At 64.3% G+C, this 15,518-nt stretch carries 12 protein-coding genes, 1 tRNA gene and 1 pseudogene; 6 read left to right on the top strand and 8 right to left on the bottom strand.

Going from position 1 to position 15,518, the window contains the following annotated elements; genetic code table 11:
* Nucleotides 1-10 precede the first annotated feature (10 nt).
* The 5 genes from accD to U5A82_RS13815 all read right to left on the bottom strand — a co-directional run bounded on the left by accD (nucleotide 11) and on the right by U5A82_RS13815 (nucleotide 4,556).
* The gene (gene accD / locus U5A82_RS13835) at nucleotides 11-859 is read right to left on the bottom strand and encodes an acetyl-CoA carboxylase, carboxyltransferase subunit beta (RefSeq protein ID WP_326291431.1); all 849 of its coding nucleotides are present in this window, start codon (nucleotides 857-859) and stop codon (nucleotides 11-13) included.
* Nucleotides 856-1,665: a tryptophan synthase subunit alpha gene (gene trpA / locus U5A82_RS13830; RefSeq protein ID WP_326291430.1), complete on the bottom strand. Its 810-nt coding sequence runs from the start codon at nucleotides 1,663-1,665 to the stop codon at nucleotides 856-858. Before trpA ends, accD begins: the two co-directional genes overlap by 4 nt.
* Nucleotides 1,666-1,667: 2 nt before the next feature.
* Nucleotides 1,668-2,909, bottom strand: coding sequence for a tryptophan synthase subunit beta (trpB, locus tag U5A82_RS13825; RefSeq protein ID WP_326291429.1), 1,242 nt, complete (start codon nucleotides 2,907-2,909; stop codon nucleotides 1,668-1,670).
* Between the two features lie 106 nt (nucleotides 2,910-3,015).
* Entirely contained in the window at nucleotides 3,016-3,660 is a 645-nt protein-coding gene (locus U5A82_RS13820) for a phosphoribosylanthranilate isomerase (RefSeq protein ID WP_326291428.1), read from the bottom strand.
* A 32-nt stretch (nucleotides 3,661-3,692) separates the two neighbouring features.
* A complete protein-coding gene (locus U5A82_RS13815; RefSeq protein ID WP_326291427.1) occupies nucleotides 3,693-4,556 on the bottom strand; it encodes a lysophospholipid acyltransferase family protein in 864 nt (287 codons plus the stop codon).
* Nucleotides 4,557-4,615: 59 nt separating this feature from the next.
* On the opposite strand from U5A82_RS13815, the gene U5A82_RS13810 reads away from it, so the two are divergent.
* Nucleotides 4,616-5,734 carry a glycosyltransferase family protein gene (locus U5A82_RS13810; protein WP_326292936.1) on the top strand — a complete coding sequence of 373 codons (1,119 nt, stop codon included), beginning with the start codon at nucleotides 4,616-4,618 and terminating at the stop codon, nucleotides 5,732-5,734.
* A gap of 186 nt (nucleotides 5,735-5,920) precedes the next feature.
* On the opposite strand, the gene U5A82_RS13805 is transcribed toward U5A82_RS13810, so the two are convergent.
* Both U5A82_RS13805 and gyrA read right to left on the bottom strand, forming a co-directional pair.
* On the bottom strand, nucleotides 5,921-6,268 hold the full coding sequence (locus tag U5A82_RS13805) for a DUF952 domain-containing protein (RefSeq protein WP_326291426.1): 348 nt from the start codon (nucleotides 6,266-6,268) through the stop codon (nucleotides 5,921-5,923).
* On the bottom strand, nucleotides 6,265-8,943 hold the full coding sequence (gene gyrA, locus U5A82_RS13800; RefSeq protein ID WP_326291425.1) for a DNA gyrase subunit A: 2,679 nt from the start codon (nucleotides 8,941-8,943) through the stop codon (nucleotides 6,265-6,267). The genes U5A82_RS13805 and gyrA overlap by 4 nt, the downstream gene beginning before the upstream one ends.
* 277 nt (nucleotides 8,944-9,220) lie before the next feature.
* Here gyrA and U5A82_RS13795 point away from each other — a divergent pair.
* Both U5A82_RS13795 and U5A82_RS13790 read left to right on the top strand, forming a co-directional pair.
* Nucleotides 9,221-10,496 (top strand): annotated as a pseudogene (locus tag U5A82_RS13795) (hypothetical protein).
* Between the two features lie 91 nt (nucleotides 10,497-10,587).
* On the top strand, nucleotides 10,588-11,835 hold the full coding sequence (locus tag U5A82_RS13790) for a hypothetical protein (RefSeq protein WP_326291424.1): 1,248 nt from the start codon (nucleotides 10,588-10,590) through the stop codon (nucleotides 11,833-11,835).
* Nucleotides 11,836-11,860: 25 nt separating this feature from the next.
* On the opposite strand, the gene U5A82_RS13785 is transcribed toward U5A82_RS13790, so the two are convergent.
* Nucleotides 11,861-12,334, bottom strand: a complete 474-nt coding sequence (locus tag U5A82_RS13785) for an Lrp/AsnC family transcriptional regulator (RefSeq protein WP_326291423.1) — start codon at nucleotides 12,332-12,334, stop codon at nucleotides 11,861-11,863.
* A 202-nt stretch (nucleotides 12,335-12,536) separates the two neighbouring features.
* Here U5A82_RS13785 and U5A82_RS13780 point away from each other — a divergent pair, with 202 nt between their 5' ends.
* The 3 genes from U5A82_RS13780 (at nucleotide 12,537) to U5A82_RS13770 (ending at nucleotide 15,440) form a co-directional block, all read left to right on the top strand.
* Nucleotides 12,537-14,255 (top strand): sensor histidine kinase, encoded by a 1,719-nt coding sequence (locus tag U5A82_RS13780; protein ID WP_326291422.1) that lies wholly within the window; start codon nucleotides 12,537-12,539, stop codon nucleotides 14,253-14,255.
* Between the two features lie 46 nt (nucleotides 14,256-14,301).
* Nucleotides 14,302-15,339 (top strand): polysaccharide deacetylase family protein, encoded by a 1,038-nt coding sequence (locus U5A82_RS13775; protein ID WP_326291421.1) that lies wholly within the window; start codon nucleotides 14,302-14,304, stop codon nucleotides 15,337-15,339.
* A 24-nt stretch (nucleotides 15,340-15,363) separates the two neighbouring features.
* Nucleotides 15,364-15,440 (top strand) — tRNA-Ile (locus U5A82_RS13770).
* The last annotated feature ends 78 nt before the right edge of the window (nucleotides 15,441-15,518 follow it).

Below are 15,518 nucleotides of genomic sequence, written 5' to 3'. Positions count from 1 at the left end.
TATATCTGGGTCAGTCCGCCGCGCGCGGCGTCAGATAGCCGATCACCCGCGCCAGCGTATCGCGCAATGCGTTGCGATGGACCACCATGTCGATCATGCCATGATCCAGCAGATATTCGGCGCGCTGGAACCCTTCGGGCAGCTTTTCGCGGATCGTGCTTTCGATCACGCGCTGTCCGGCGAAACCGATCAGGGCGTTCGGCTCGGAAATCTGGATATCGCCCAACATGGCGTAGCTGGCCGTCACGCCGCCCGTGGTCGGATCGGTCAGCACGACGATATAGGGCAGGCCGGCCGCATGCAGCTTCTGGATCGCGACGGTCGCGCGCGGCATCTGCATCAGCGACAATATGCCTTCCTGCATGCGCGCGCCGCCAGCAGCGGTGAAGATGACATAGGGGCATTTGTGGGCGATCGCATCATTGACGCCCTGGATGAAGGCCGCGCCCACAACCATGCCCATGGACCCGCCCATGAAGGCGAAATTCTGCACGCCCATGACCAGCGGCACATCGTCGATCGCGCCGCGCGCGTTGATCAGCGCATCCTGGTCGCCGGTCGCGGCGCGGGCGGCCTTGATCCGGTCGGGATAGCGTTTGCTGTCGCGGAATTTGAGCGGGTCTTCCTGCACCTGCGGCGTGGGCAGCAGGATGAACCCGGCGTCGAGTATCTGTTCGAACCGTTCGGACGGGCCGATCCGACCATGATGGTCGCAGCGTGGGCAGACGGAGAGGTTTTCCTCCCACTCCTTGATGAAGATCATCTCCGTGCAGGACGGGCATTTGTGCCACAGCGTTTCGGCGGTGGTTTCCTTCTTGGTGAAGGGCAGGGCGTTACGAACGCGGTTGATCCAGCTCATGCGGCGGTCTCCCGAATAGAAAGGGCGTCGCGCAGGGTGGCGACGAAATCCTGGACGAAGGGGGCGGAGGCGTCGCCATGCGACCCGATGATATCGACGATGGCGGAGCCGACGACCACGCCGTCGGCGATCCGGCCGATGGCTGCGGCCTGTTCGGGGCCACGCACGCCAAAGCCCACGGCGACCGGCAGGTCGGTGGCGGCCTTGAGTTTCTCGACCGCCATGTCGATCGACGTCTGGGCCGCCTGTTGCTTGCCGGTGACGCCTGCGACCGAAACATAGTAGAGGAAACCGCTGGCCCCGTTCAGTACCGCAGACAGGCGCCCCGCATCGGTGGTCGGGGTGGCGAGGCGAACGAGATGCACGCCGACCGCGCGCAGGGCCGGACCGACCTCGGCATCTTCCTCCGGCGGAATATCGACGCAGATCACGCCGTCGACACCGGACGCCTTGCACTGCGCGGCGAACCAGTCGCCGCCGCGGATCAGCATCGGGTTGGCATAACCCATCAGCACCAGCGGCGTGTCAGGGTGGCGCGCCCGGAAGTCGGCGGCGAGCGCGAAGATGTCCTTCGTCTTCGTGCCCGAACCCAGGCTGCGCAGGTTCGCCAGTTCGATCGCCGGACCATCGGCCATCGGATCGGTAAAGGGCATGCCCAATTCGATGATGTCCGCGCCGCCCGCGACCAGCGCGTCGAGGATAGCGGGCGTCGCGGCGACATCGGGATCACCCGCAGTCACGAAGGTGATGAGCGCGGCGCGGCCCTGCGCCTTGCAGGCGGCGAAGCGAGTGGAAAGGCGATCCATACTCACATCTCCACTCCCAGCGCGTCGGCGACGGTGAAGATATCCTTGTCTCCCCGGCCGGACAGGTTGACGACGATGATCTTGTCCGCGTCCAGCGTCGGCGCGACCTGCTCGGCGGCCGCGACCGCATGGGCGGATTCCAGCGCCGGGATGATACCCTCCAGCTTGCTGAGCGTCTGGAAGCTGGTCAGCGCCTCGTCATCCTTGATCGGCATATATTGGACCCGGCCGATTTCGTGCAGCCAGCTATGTTCCGGCCCGATCCCGGGATAGTCGAGGCCAGCGGAAATGCTGTGCGCTTCGGTGATCTGACCATCCTCGTCCTGGAGCAGATAGGTACGGTTGCCGTGGAGGATGCCCGATGCGCCCCCTGCCAGCGATGCGGCATGCTTCCTGTCCAGGCCTTCGCCCGCCGCCTCGACGCCGATCATCGCGACCTCTGGGTCGTCCAGGAAGGGGTGGAACATGCCGATGGCGTTGGACCCGCCACCGACCGGCGCGATCAGCAGGTCGGGCAGGCGACCCTCCGCTTCCAGCATCTGCGCGCGGGTTTCCTTGCCGATGATCGACTGGAAATCGCGCACCAGTTCGGGATAGGGGTGCGGCCCGGCCGCCGTGCCAATGATGTAGAAGGTGTCATGCACGTTCGACACCCAATAACGCAGCGCGTCATTCATCGAATCCTTGAGCGTGGAAGACCCGGAATGGACAGGGATGACCTCGGCACCCAACAGCTTCATGCGGAAGACGTTGGGCTTCTGCCGCTCGACATCCTTCGCGCCCATGAAGATCTTGCATTCCATGCCGAACAGGGCGGCGACGGTCGCGGTGGCGACGCCATGCTGGCCCGCCCCGGTTTCGGCGATGACCTTCTTCTTGCCCATGCGGCGGGCGAGCAGCGCCTGGCCGATGCAATTGTTGATCTTGTGCGCGCCGGTATGGTTCAATTCTTCGCGCTTCAGGTAGATTTTGGCACCCTTGCCCGGCTGCGCCTTGGCGCGCAGCGCTTCGGTCAGCCGCTCCGCATAATAAAGCGGATTGGGGCGGCCGACATAGCTGCGCAGCAATTCGGCAAATTCGGCGTCGAAGGCGGGATCGGCCTTCGCTTCCTTATAGACCCGCTCCAGTTCCAGGATCAGCGGCATCAGCGTTTCGGCGACGTAGCGGCCACCGAACGCGCCGAAATGGCCGTTGGCGTCGGGCTGGCTGCGCAGGCTGTTGGGCAAGGTAGGGGTATCGGTCATGATGTCGGTCTTTCCAGGACAAAGTGGGGCGTTCGCTTCGACAAGGGGAGAAGCGATCAGCGCCATCGTTGTCCGATGCGCATGGGACGGGGCTGGAACGTCTGCGTCAACATGGCTGAACCGCTTTGCAGAAGGCCATGATCTTGTCCACACTCTTGATGCCGGGCGCGTCCTCCACACCTGACGAAACATCGACCAGTGGCGCGCCGGTGACGCGGATCGCCTCGGCCACATTATCGACGCCCAGCCCGCCAGACAGACCCCAGGGCGCGGCGATCGACACGCCTTGCAGCAACGTCCAATCGAACCGCAGGCCCATGCCGCCGGGCAGCGCCGCGCCGTCGGGCGTCTTGGCGTCGAACAGAAGGAAGTCGGCGGCCCCGGCATAGGCATTGGCCGCATCGATATCGGCGCGGGTCTTGACCGATATCGCTTTCCAGACGGGCAGTTTGAACCGCGCACGTACGGTGGCGACGCGTTCGGGCGTTTCCTTGCCATGCAATTGCAAGGCGGTGAGCGCACCGGTCGCGACAAGTTCGCTCAGCATCTCGTCCGCCGGATCGACCAGGATCGCAACCCGCTCGACATGGGATGGCACCAGCGCGGCCAGCGCTTTCAGTTTGCCCACTTCGACATAGCGGGGACTTTTGGGGAAATGGTTGAGGCCCAGATGGGTCGCGCCGCCCATGATGGCGGCGCCGATCGTATCGGGGGTCGACAGACCGCAAATCTTGATACCGAGTCGTGACATGGCCGAGCCTTTAGACCGTTCGATGGGCCAAGTCACACCCGGCCGGACACGGGATCGGTCAGGTCCATGTCATGCAGGCCCAGCCATTGGTCGGCATGGGCGATGCAGGCGTCCCCGAGGAAGCGGTCGAGGACGGCGACGATCTCTTCGTCACGCATCGTCGCGGGATCGAGCGGAGGATGCCAGTGCAGTTCGAAATGCGGGCCGCTGGTGCGCAGGAGGTAGAAGGGCAGGAACTTCGCCCCGACCTTGCGCGCCAGGCGCAGGGCGATGGACAGGTTGCCCGACGGCTCGATCGTGCGCCCGAAGGTCGGGAACCACACCTGTCGCTCGCGCCGTTCGTCCGCCAGGATATAGAGCGTCGCCCGATCCTTTTGCGTCAGATGCTTGAGCACGCCGCGCGCCGCGCCGCCGCCGCCGATCGCTTCGCCCATATAGCTGGATCGCGCTTTCTTGAGTTGCGCGGCGATCTTGGGATCGTCGGGATCTTCATAGACGCCAAGGCCGGGCCGGTCGGTCGACCATTTGATATAGGCGGCCAGCAGATCCCAATTGCCCAGATGGCAGGTGAAGGCGACCATCGGACCCGGGCCGTCCAGCACGGCCTTATAGCCCGGCTGATCGATCACCGTCACATGGGCGTCGTTCACCAGCCGGTCGATATTGGCAAGTTCGCCCATGGTGCGGCCGATATTGATCCAGCGTCGGGTCAATAGGGCTTCCCGTTCCGCCTCCGGCAGGTCGGGGCGCAGCAGGGCGAGATTGGCGCGCGCGCGGGCGTCGCGCAGTTTCATGTTCCGTCGCGCGACATGGGCCGACAGCACGCCGCCGGTCCAGGATGCGACCGGCGCGGGAAGGACGCGCATCAGGAAGAAGAGAAAGGGGTTGGAGAGCATCGGCCAAGCGTCATACAGCAGCGGCCGAGACGGTAAAGAGGGTGCGCGCGCTTGTGATGATGCTTTGGGTCTGGTTCGGGTTGCAGGCGCTGACCGTGCTGGGTGTCGTCAACTATTGGCGCAACCTGCCGGCCGATCGCAGACAGGAAGCGCCCGATGGCGTGGTCGTGATCCTGAGCGTTCGCGATGATTGGGATGGCGGCGCGGCCCTGATCGCCCGATTGAAGGCCCAAAGCGTGCCCTTTCGCCTGCTGATCGCGACATCGGGGGCCTGCCCGGCGGCGGATGCGCTGGCGGGGGGAGAGGGGGACTGGGTGCAACGCGTCGCGGCGGGCGTGGCGCAGGATGAAGGGCAGAAGGTGCATAAGCTGCGCGCTGCACTGCGCGCCTTGCGGCCGGACGATCGCTATCTGCTGTTCATCGACGCGGACATTGAGCCGCCCGTACGACTGGTTGGACGCCTGCTCTTCCCGCTGGTGCGCGGGAAAGCGGATATAGCGACAGGCTATCGGCTGTTGCTGCCGGGGCCGGGCGTTATGGCGGCGCTGGTCGGCGCGGTGGAGATGCAGTTGGCGACGCTTCCGCGGTCCGCCAGCGCGACGATGCCCTGGGGTGGCGCGATGGCGCTGACCCGCGACGTGGCGGAGCGGCTGGACCTGGACGAGGCGCTGGCGGGTCGATTGTCCGACGATATGACGATCGGCCTGGCCGGATGGCGGGCGAAGCTGCGTCTGCGTCCCGTGCGCGACCTGCTGGTCGCCAGCCCGCTGGCAGGATCGACGGGCGATCTGTTGGGCTTCGGTGTCCGCCAATATCGGCACATCGTCACCAACAGTGTCGGCATGTGGGCGCTGGCGACGGTTGTGGTGGCGGTGCAGGCGGGGGCGTGGCTCTGGGCGCTGGGCTGGGGTGGCTGGGGCGGCATCGCGATCGGCTATGGCGCGGCGTGGAGCCGGGCGCTGGTGCGGCGGCGGATCGTTGCTTCGGTGCTGGAGTCGGAGCAGGCCGAACGCGCAGGGCGATCGCTAAGCTGGGATATCGTCGCGCCGTTCGCGGTGACATGGGCGCATCTGGCGGTGCAACTGATGGCGGCGACATCGAACCGCATCCGATGGGGCGGATGGGACTATCGGGTCAGGCGTGGCAGGGTGGTGAATATGGCGCGATGCCGCCTGTAGATGACGCCGGTTTGATCTTTGGCAGACGCCCGGCGGTGACGCTTAACTTCACACATTTCCCGCACATTTTGAAATTTCGAAACAAAAGTAGGAAATTTTCTAACGAGTCGCTGCGTGTATAACGAGACTGTCAGGGTCTATCCTGCTTCCCGCCAGTAGGACAGGCACCGCAGAGCGAGCTTTCGGTCAAAAACCCGCCGGGAATAGATGCCGACCATCGTCGCCGATACGCAGCACGACCTTCCCGGCCACCGCACGCATCGGCAGATCGCCATAGAGGTGCGGGAAGAGCGCACCGCCGCGCGACTCTTCCCATTTCACCGCATCGCCAAAGGGGGCGAGATCGATCATCAGCATGACCAGCCGGTCCTGTCCCGCGAAATGCTTGGCGACCGTTTCGGCCGCCTGATCGCGGGTCGACATATGGATATAGCCGTCGCTCAGGTCGATCGGCGCGCCCTGGAACACGCCGTCGGCCTTGAACTGGTCATATTGCGCTGCCGTCAGCACCTTGTAGGCGAATAGATCGCTCATGCCTCGGGCGGGGTTTCTGCATCGGGCGCGTTTTCGCTTTCGTCGATCCGGGCGGCGCTGACGACATGCTCGTCCTTGGCGACGTCGAACAGGCGGACGCCCGCCGAATTGCGGCTGATGACGCGCAGGCTGTCGAGGCCCATCCGGATCAGCTTCGCCTGGTCGGTGACCAGCATCAGCTGATTGGCCTGCGTCGCGGAGAAGCTGGCGACGACTTTACCGTTGCGGGCGATATTGTCGATGTTTGTGATGCCCTGACCACCACGCCCGGTGCGGCGATAGTCATAGGCGGAGGACAGCTTGCCATAGCCGTTGGTGCAGACGGTCAGGATGAACTGCTCCGCCGCCGCAAATTGCGCGGCCCGTTCGGCAGGCAGGGTCGATTCCGCGTCATTATCCTTCCACGGCGCGGCGCGCAGATAGGCTTCGCGCTCGTCCGGGGTGGCGTCGAAGCCCTTGAGGATCGACAGCGAAATCACTTCGTCGTCGTCCTTGAGCGTCATGCCGCGCACGCCGGTCGACGTGCGGCTCTGGAACTCGCGCACGTCGGTGGCGGCGAAGCGGATCGCCTTGCCCTGCCGCGTGGCGAGCAGCACGTCGTCCTCTTCGGTCAATAGCGCGACGCCGATCAGGCGATCGTCGCTGCCTTCGTCGAAGCGCATCGCCAGCTTGCCGTTGCTCGGCACATTGGCAAAGGCGTCCATGCTGTTGCGACGCACTGTCCCGTTCGCTGTCGCAAACATGACGTGCAGGTCTTTCCAGCTATCCTCATCCTCGGGCAGCGGCAGGACGGTGCGGATGGTTTCGCCCGGACCCAGCGGCAGCAGGTTGACCATCGGCCGACCGCGCGTCGCAGGACCACCTTCGGGCAGGCGCCACACCTTCATGCGGTAAACCTTGCCGGCGGTGGAGAAGAACAGCACCGGCGTATGGGTCGACGTCACGAACATTTCGGTGACGGCGTCCTCATCCTTGGTCGCCATGCCCGACCGCCCCTTGCCGCCGCGCGCCTGGGCGCGGAAGCTTTCGAGCGGGGTGCGCTTGATATAGCCCTGCACCGTGACGGTGACGACCATGTCTTCGCGTTCGATCAGATCCTCGTCCTCGATCCCGTCGGCGGCGGCGGTGATCTCCGACAGGCGCGGCGTCGCAAATTCCTTTTCGATCGCCTCCAGCTCTTCGCGCATCACCGCATAGAGCTTCACCCGGTCGCCCAGGATGGCGAGATATTCGGCGATCGCCTCGGCCAGTTCGGCCAGTTCCTTGCCGATCTCGTCGCGGCCCAGCGCGGTCAGGCGATGCAGACGCAGGTCCAGGATTGCGCGAACCTGAATGTCCGACAGCTTGTAGACGTCGCCATGGACATCCGTCTCGATCGCTTCGACCAGACGCAGATAGGGGGCGATTTCACCGATCGGCCATTCGCGGGCCAGCAGCTTTTCGCGCGCTTCGGCGGGGCTGGACGACCCCCGGATGATCTTGACCATCTCGTCCAGATTGCTGACGGCGACGACCAGACCCAGCAAGATATGCGCCCGGTCGCGCGCCTTGTTCAGTTCGAACTTGGTACGGCGGGTAATGACCTCTTCCCGGAACTTGACGAAGGCCTCGATGATCTCGCGCAGGCCCAGCAGTTCGGGGCGGCCGCCACGGATGGCGAGCATGTTGGCGGGGAAGCTCGATTGGGCAGGCGTGTTGCGCCAGAGCTGGTTGAGGACGACTTCCGGCGTCGCGTCGCGCTTCAGGTCCATGACGATCCGCACGCCTTCGCGGCTGGATTCGTCGCGAATGTCGCTGATGCCCTCGATCCGCTTGTCCTTGGCGGCTTCGGCGATCTTTTCAACGAGGCCGTTCTTGCCGACCTGATAGGGAATGGCGGTCAGGACGATGGATTCACGGTCACCGCGTCCGCTTTCGACCACATGGCGCGAACGCATCATGATGGAGCCGCGTCCGGTGTGATAGGCGCTGCGTGCGCCCGACTGGCCCAGGATCAGCGGCGCGGTGGGGAAATCGGGGCCGGGGACGATGGCGATCAGTTCGTCCGTCGTGATGCCGGGATTGTCGATATAGGCGAGGCAGGCGCGCAACACTTCGCCAAGGTTATGCGGCGGGATGTTGGTCGCCATGCCCACCGCGATGCCGCCAGCGCCATTGACCAGCAGGTTGGGGAAACGCGCGGGCAATACCTGCGGCTCGCTCTCCGACGCGTCATAGTTGGGCGTGAAGTCGACCGTGTCCTTGTCCAGGTCGTCTAGCAGCGCGGTCGCGACCTTCGCCAGGCGCGCTTCTGTGTAACGCATGGCCGCTGGCGGATCGGGGTCCATGGAACCGAAGTTACCCTGACCGTCGATCAGCGGCACGCGCATCGACCAGTCCTGCGTCATGCGGGCCAAGGCGTCGTAGATCGAGCTGTCGCCATGGGGGTGATATTTACCCATGACCTCACCGACCAGTCGGGCGGACTTGCGATAGGGGCGGTTGTAAACGAAGCCCGATTCCTGGGCGGAGAAGAGAATGCGGCGATGGACCGGCTTCAACCCGTCGCGCACGTCCGGCAGGGCGCGGGCCACGATGACGGACATGGCATAGTCGAGATAGCTGGCCTTCATCTCGTCGACGATGGAGATGGGGCTGATGTCCGAAGGGTCGGCGAGGACAGTCTCGTCGGTCAATGCGATTCTCTTTTTCAGGATGGATTTCTGTTGCTCAACCCCTAGCCGAGCGAAACAAATCTGTCACCCCTCGCGCAGGCACACGGGCCCGCACGTGCAGCGCAGGGGTTATGCCGCCGGGATAAGTTCGCGAACGGAACGAACCGGGCGCATGAGGGTTGCAAATTCCGACGATTTAGGCTGTTCAATGCCCGTTCACGCGCCGCCCCCTAATCGGCGCACAACCGCGAAACGACGCCTGTTGTTGCCCAGCAGGCGCGCAAAGGAGATAAGGATCATGCGTTTTGTTACCCCGGTGGCGCTCGCTTTGGCTCTGGCGATGACGAGCGGCGCCGTTTGCGCCCCCGCCTTTGCCGCGAAGAAGGAAGAGAAGAAGGCCGGACCGAAACTCAACGTCTCGCCCGACGTCATCAAGGCATTGCAGACTGCGCAGAAGGCCGCAGAAGCGCAGGATTTCGCCGGCGCCAAGGCCGCCCTGGCGGAAGCGGACAGCAAGGCGACGTCCAACGACGACAAATATCAGATCGGCGCGATCAAGCTGAACACCTCGATCGCATCGAAGGACACCGCGCTGCAAGGCGAAGCGCTGAACCAGATGCTGGATAGCGGCCTGACGCCGCCCGAACAGGCTGGTCAGTTCAACGCGATCGCCGCCGACCAGGCGATGGCCGCCAAGAATTACGACGTCGCCATCCAGCGTGCCGAAGCGGCCCTGGCTGCTGGCTACAAGGCGGAATCGGTGCAGCCGACTTTGGCCCAGGCCTATTTCGGCAAGGCGGGCACTGCCAACGGATCGGCGGAACCGGCTCGTGGCTTCAACCAGAAGGGTCTGGCCGCGTTGAAAGCGGGCGCGGACGCCATGAAGGCGGCGGGCCAGCAGCCGCCGGCCCAATGGTATGCCATCGGCGTCAGCCGCGCGGAAGCCGCCAAATTGCCCGAAGTCACCGAATGGGCAAAATGGGCCTATCAGGCGGAACCGAGCGGGCAGAATCTCCGTACGCTCGTGCGCCTGTTCCAGCGCGCGAACCCCACCATTTCCAACCGCGAGAAATCTTGACGTGCTGCGCCTTCTGGGTGCCTCCGACGGTCTGGTGATCGCGGCCGACTATACCGAATATGCTGAGATGGCGTCGAAGACCGGCATCTATGGCGAAGTGAAGTCGGTGATCGACAAGGGCCGGTCGAAGGGCGTGCTGAACGCGAGCGCCGGTGGCGACATATATCAGCCTGCGGTAGCTAAGATCGCGGGCGACAAGAGCACGCTGGGTGCGGCCGAAGCCGACGCGAAGAAGGCTGCCAATGGCAAGATCGCGGCGGCCACCGCCGACGCTTATCTGGGCTATGGCGATTATGCCAAGGCTGTCGCCATGTTCGAACTGGCCAAGCAGAAGGGCGGCGTCGACGCCGACGAAGTCAATAGCCGCCTGGGCATCGCCAAGACGCTGGCTGGCGACAATGCCGGTGCGAAGGCTGCGTTCGAAGCAGTGCAGGGCGGATCGCGCAAGCAGGTCGCTGGCCTGTGGCTCGCCTATCTCAGCACCAAGGGCGCCTGATCGCCTGAACCTGTTGGCGCGGAAGCCCCTGATGTCGGGGGCTTCCGCCTATTTTTTTTGAAGATTTGTTTTGGGGGAGGCCGGGGCGGCCATGCGTATCAATATGATTGTTTCTCGTTTGCCGTTGGCGGCGCTGGTGGTTGCGGTCGCCATGATCGCCGCGCCGGTTTCCGCCAAGAAAAAGCCCATAGTCGTAGGCCCGCCGATTGCGTTGGCGGATGGTTTCCGGGCGGACGTCCAGGCGGCCGAGGCAGCGCTCAAGGCGCGTGACACGGCCACCGCCAGCGGTCGTATCGCCGCCCTCAATCCCACGACAGATTTCGAATCCTATATCGCCGCTGGCCTGCGGTTCCAACTCGCGGCGCAACGTCGCGACGTACAGGCGGAACGGGTCGCGCTGACCGACTTGTTCAAGACATCCGCGCTGCCGAAGGGCGAAGCGCCCAGGCTGCGTTTCATCGCGGCCTATCTGTCCTACACGGTCGGCAATTACCAAGATGCGACGGCGCAGCTCGATTACGCCAAGACGCTCGGCTATGACGGCGTGGACGCCACGATGCTGCGCGCCGACATCGCCCTGCGCCGCAACAAGCCCAAGGAAGCGCGTCCCTTCGTCCAGGCGGCGATCGCGCAGCAGAAGGCGGCCGGACAGCCCGTGCCGCTCGCCTGGACCGATCGCGCCATTTCCATGGCTTATCAGGCTGGCGACTGGACCGAGGTCGGGCAGCTGTATCGGGAACGGCTAAATCAACAGAATGGCAAGGAACAATGGCGATCGGCGCTGGTGAATTACCAGTCGGCCGCCGAATTGGAGCCGCAGCTGCAACTCGATCTCTATCGCCTCCAGGCGGCGAACGGGGCGATGGCCAGCGAACGCGACTATCAGAATTATGCGCAGGCGGCTGAGAAGTCGGGCTATTATGCGGAGGCGAAGGCGATCATCGAAGCGGGGCGGAGCGCCGGCAAGCTGACGCCGACGCAAAGCGTGACGAGCCAGTTGCTCAAGAGCGTTACGCCCAAGGCGACCAAGGAAATCGCCGCCTTGCCCGCGCAGGCCAAGAAGGCGGCCACGTCCAGCAATGGCAAGGACGCGCTGGCCGTAGCGGACAGCTATTTCTCGCTCAGCCAATTTCCACAGGCGGCCGAACAATATCGTTTGGCGCTGGCCAAGGGCGGGATCGACACGGGCCGCGCCAATGCCCGGCTGGGCGTGGCGCTGGCGCGGTCCGGTGACCTGACCAATGCGCAGGCCGCCTTGGCGCAGGTGACCGGCAACTGGACGGCGATTGCCGGCTTCTGGACCCTGTGGGCCAATCATCAGGACCGCAAGGCAGGCTGAACCGGGAAGACCCTGCCTGTATGTGTCAGACGGGCAGGGGAACGCCGGGCAGATTTTTCGACGTGCGAATGGTCAGCGATGTCTTGACGCTCACGACATTGGGCGCAGGCGTCAGGTGCGATGTCAGAAATTGCTGGAAGCTTTGGAGGTCAGGGGCGACCACCTTCAGGATGAAGTCGATTTCACCGTTCAGCATATGGCATTCGCGCACTTCGGGCAGGGACGCGACATGGTCCTGGAACGCCTTGAGGTCCGCTTCCGCCTGGCTCTTCAGGCTGACCATCGCGAACACCGTGATCGTATAGCCCAGCATCGCCGGGTCCACGACGGCGTGGTAGGATTTGATCGCCCCCGCTTCTTCCAGCGCGCGAACGCGGCGCAGGCATGGCGGTGCGGTCAGTCCCACTTTGCGCGCCAATTCCACATTGGTCATCCTGCCGTCCTGCTGCAGTTCGCCCAGGATATGCATGTCGATATCGTCGATGTTGGGACCGGCCATTATTTCGCTTATTTCCTGTCTTGTTTGTACGGGTCATCATAATAATGTTTCAGAGCATTGCAATTGTCCCACTATGCGACGATTGCTTTCGTTCGCGGGATGGGGGCCTTTTCCTTTCGGCGCCAAGCGCCTATCGATGATCCCGACGGCTTCGACATCGTGTCGATCACCAGCTTTCAACCCGCATAAATTGGGGATTTTCGTGCGTTTCAACGATCTCTTGCAGACAGTGCTGGCGGCCGATGACCGCAGCGGGCTGGGCGCGGTGACGTTGTGGCGGCAATGCGTCGACCTGATGGCGCAGCGGGACAGGTTCGACCAGACGATCATGACCGTTTCGGAGCGGGGCGCTCTGCTCGACCGCTTGTCGCAACTGCGACCGCAGTTGAGCGAGACGCAGCGAATCGCGACCGTCGTGGAATTGGGTGGCCGTTTGCGTTCGCCCGGGCTGGTCGCTTTCTTCGCCAATGATCGCCCTGCCATCGCTGCGGCCGCGACGGCGCGCGCGCAACTGCCCGACGCGGCCTGGGTCGACCTGCTCCCGCATCTGACGCCGACCGCGCGCGGCGTATTGCGCGGGCGGCGCGATGTCGGCCCGGCCACGCGCAAGGCGCTGGAGGCATTCGGCGCGCACGACCTGGTCCTGTCCACCGTGCGGCGCGACATGGTCGGCGACGACGACATGATCCTGACCCCGGACATGCGAGCGGACGCCGACACGGGACCGGTCGAGGCGGCTGCGTCCGCGACGGTCACACTGCTCCGCACGCAACCGGCGGACGAAGGGCAGATCCGCAATCTGGTCGATCGGATCGCGCGCTTCACGAGCAATCGCAAGCCGCTGGAAGCGGCGAACTCCGACACGGACACCCCGCCAGCGCCACGAGAATTTGCGTTCGAGACCGATGCCGAAGGCGTCATCCTCTGGATCGACCAAGGGCCGCGCGCCGCTTTGATAGGCCTGTCCCTGGGCGATGTCGCGCTGGAAGGCGGCAGTGGGCCGGACGCCCATGTCACAGGCGCCTTCGCGCGCCGCAGTGCTTTCCAGAACGGTCGCTATACCATCGTAGGCGGCGCGATGGCGGGCGAATGGCGGTTATCGGCAACCCCCTATTTCGATAGCCGCTCGGGCCGGTTCCAAGGCTATCGCGGGCAGGCCCGTCGTCCCTTCCTGCATGAAGTCGCCAGCGAACCCCGGCCCTCATCCATGGCCATTGCGGGTCTGTCGGCAGATTCGCTGCGCCAACTGGTGCATGAACTGCGGACGCCGCTGAACGCCATATTGGGCTTTGCGGAAATCATCGAACAGGAATTGTTCGGTGCGGCGGGCGTCGCCTATCGCGACATGGCGGGAAAGATCGCCGTCGACGCGCGCCACCTGCTCGCGGCCTTCGATGATCTGGACCTGGCGGCAAGGGTATCGCGCGGCGACGGCGCGACCGTGCCGCAACTGATCGACCCGGCCCTTCTGGTCACGCAGGTCGCCACGCGCTTTGCCGAGCAGGGCGATATAGGTGTCGACATCGCTGTCGCACCGGGGTTGCCGCAGGTGCGGATAGACCCGGTCCAGGGCGAACGAATGGTCCAGCATCTGCTGCGAACCGCCATTTCCGTTACGCCGCCGAGCGACATCGTGACCGGGGCCTGCTGGTTCCAGCCGGATGGCGCGGCCGGGCGCGTGGCGTTCGCGATCGATCGCCCATCCGCCCTGTCCGGGATGGACGAGGCGCAATTGCTCGATCCGGGTTATGACGCCAGCGGCGACTGGGTCGATGGGCCGCTGCTGGGCCTTGGCTTTTCCCTGCGGCTCATCCGGGGATTGGCGGCGACCTGCGGCGGTGGACTGGCTATCGAGCCTAACCGCCTCCTGCTCACCATTCCGGCGGTTGCGGCGGTTGGCGATATCGCCGATCAGGCCTGACAGGCAGGGAAACCCTATCGCAACCATTGCGCGATAGGGACGAGGCATGACCGCATCTCATCATGATGGCAATCTGCTCCTGCCACCACTGCCGCAGGACAGGATCGTTCTCGACGCGTCCTTCGGCACGCGATTCATGCTGTTCGTGGATACGGAGGAAGAGTTCGACTGGGACGCGCCTTTCAGTCGGTCCGACCATGGGGTAACCGCCCTGGCGGGCATGGCGCGGGGCCAGGCCTATTTTGCGGCCGCAGGGGTCAAGCCCATATATGTCACCGACTATCCGGTGATCGACAGCGATGCCGCCGCCGCAATGATGGGACAATGGGCCGCCGATGGCGCGGCGGACATCGGCGCGCATCTTCACCCATGGGTCAATCCGCCACATGTCGAAGCGGTCAATGCCGCCAACAGCTATGTCGGATTTCTGCCGGAGGAGGTCGAACGCGCCAAGATGGAAGCCTTGTGCGCGCGGATCGAGGCGCGGTTCGGACGCAGGCCGATCGCCTATCGTGCGGGGCGTTACGGGGTTGGCCCCAACAGCGCGCGCTTGCTGGAAGAATCGGGCTTCCGCCTCGACAGTTCGGTGCGCAGCCGGTTCGACTACAGCCATCAACACGGGCCGAATTTCCAGGGCTTGCCGCAACATCCCTACTGGGCGGGGCCGACGCGATCGCTCATCGAATTGCCACTGTCCACGGCCTTTGCCGGATTGTTGCGGGGCGGCGGCGAGCGGCTGTATCGCGCCGCCCAGGCCATGGGGCCATTGGCCGGCGCCCTGTCGCGGGCCAGGCTGCTCAGCCGCATACCGCTCACGCCGGAAGGCGTCACTTTGGCGGAGGCTATCATCGCCATCGATGCCCTGATTGCTGAGGGCGTACCGGTGCTCAATTTCAGCTTTCATTCGCCCACATTGGAGCCGGGGCACACGCCCTATGTGCGGGATGAGAGTGATCGAACGGCGTTCTATCATTGGTGGGATGGGGTATTGACTCATTTGGCCCATCGCGGCGTGTATGCCGCCACGCTGGATCAATTGATAACCGCCGTTCCAACGCGCGTAGAGGCTTGCAAAGCGGCTTAATGCTGCCTATCGGCAGCGCAGGTGGGGCCTGTAGCTCAACTGGTTAGAGCTGTCCGCTCATAACGGATAGGTTGCGGGTTCAAGTCCTGCCGGGCCCACCAAAACCACCATCCATGCTATCGTGCGGATCATCGTGCTCGGATCACGATTGTGACCGTTTCGACATTGCCCTTGCCGAC

This window comes from Sphingobium sp. CR2-8 (genome assembly GCF_035818615.1).
Lineage (GTDB): Bacteria > Pseudomonadota > Alphaproteobacteria > Sphingomonadales > Sphingomonadaceae > Sphingobium.
The sequence above is the reverse complement of the archived record's forward strand: the minus strand, read 5'-3'. Positions and strand labels throughout refer to the sequence as shown.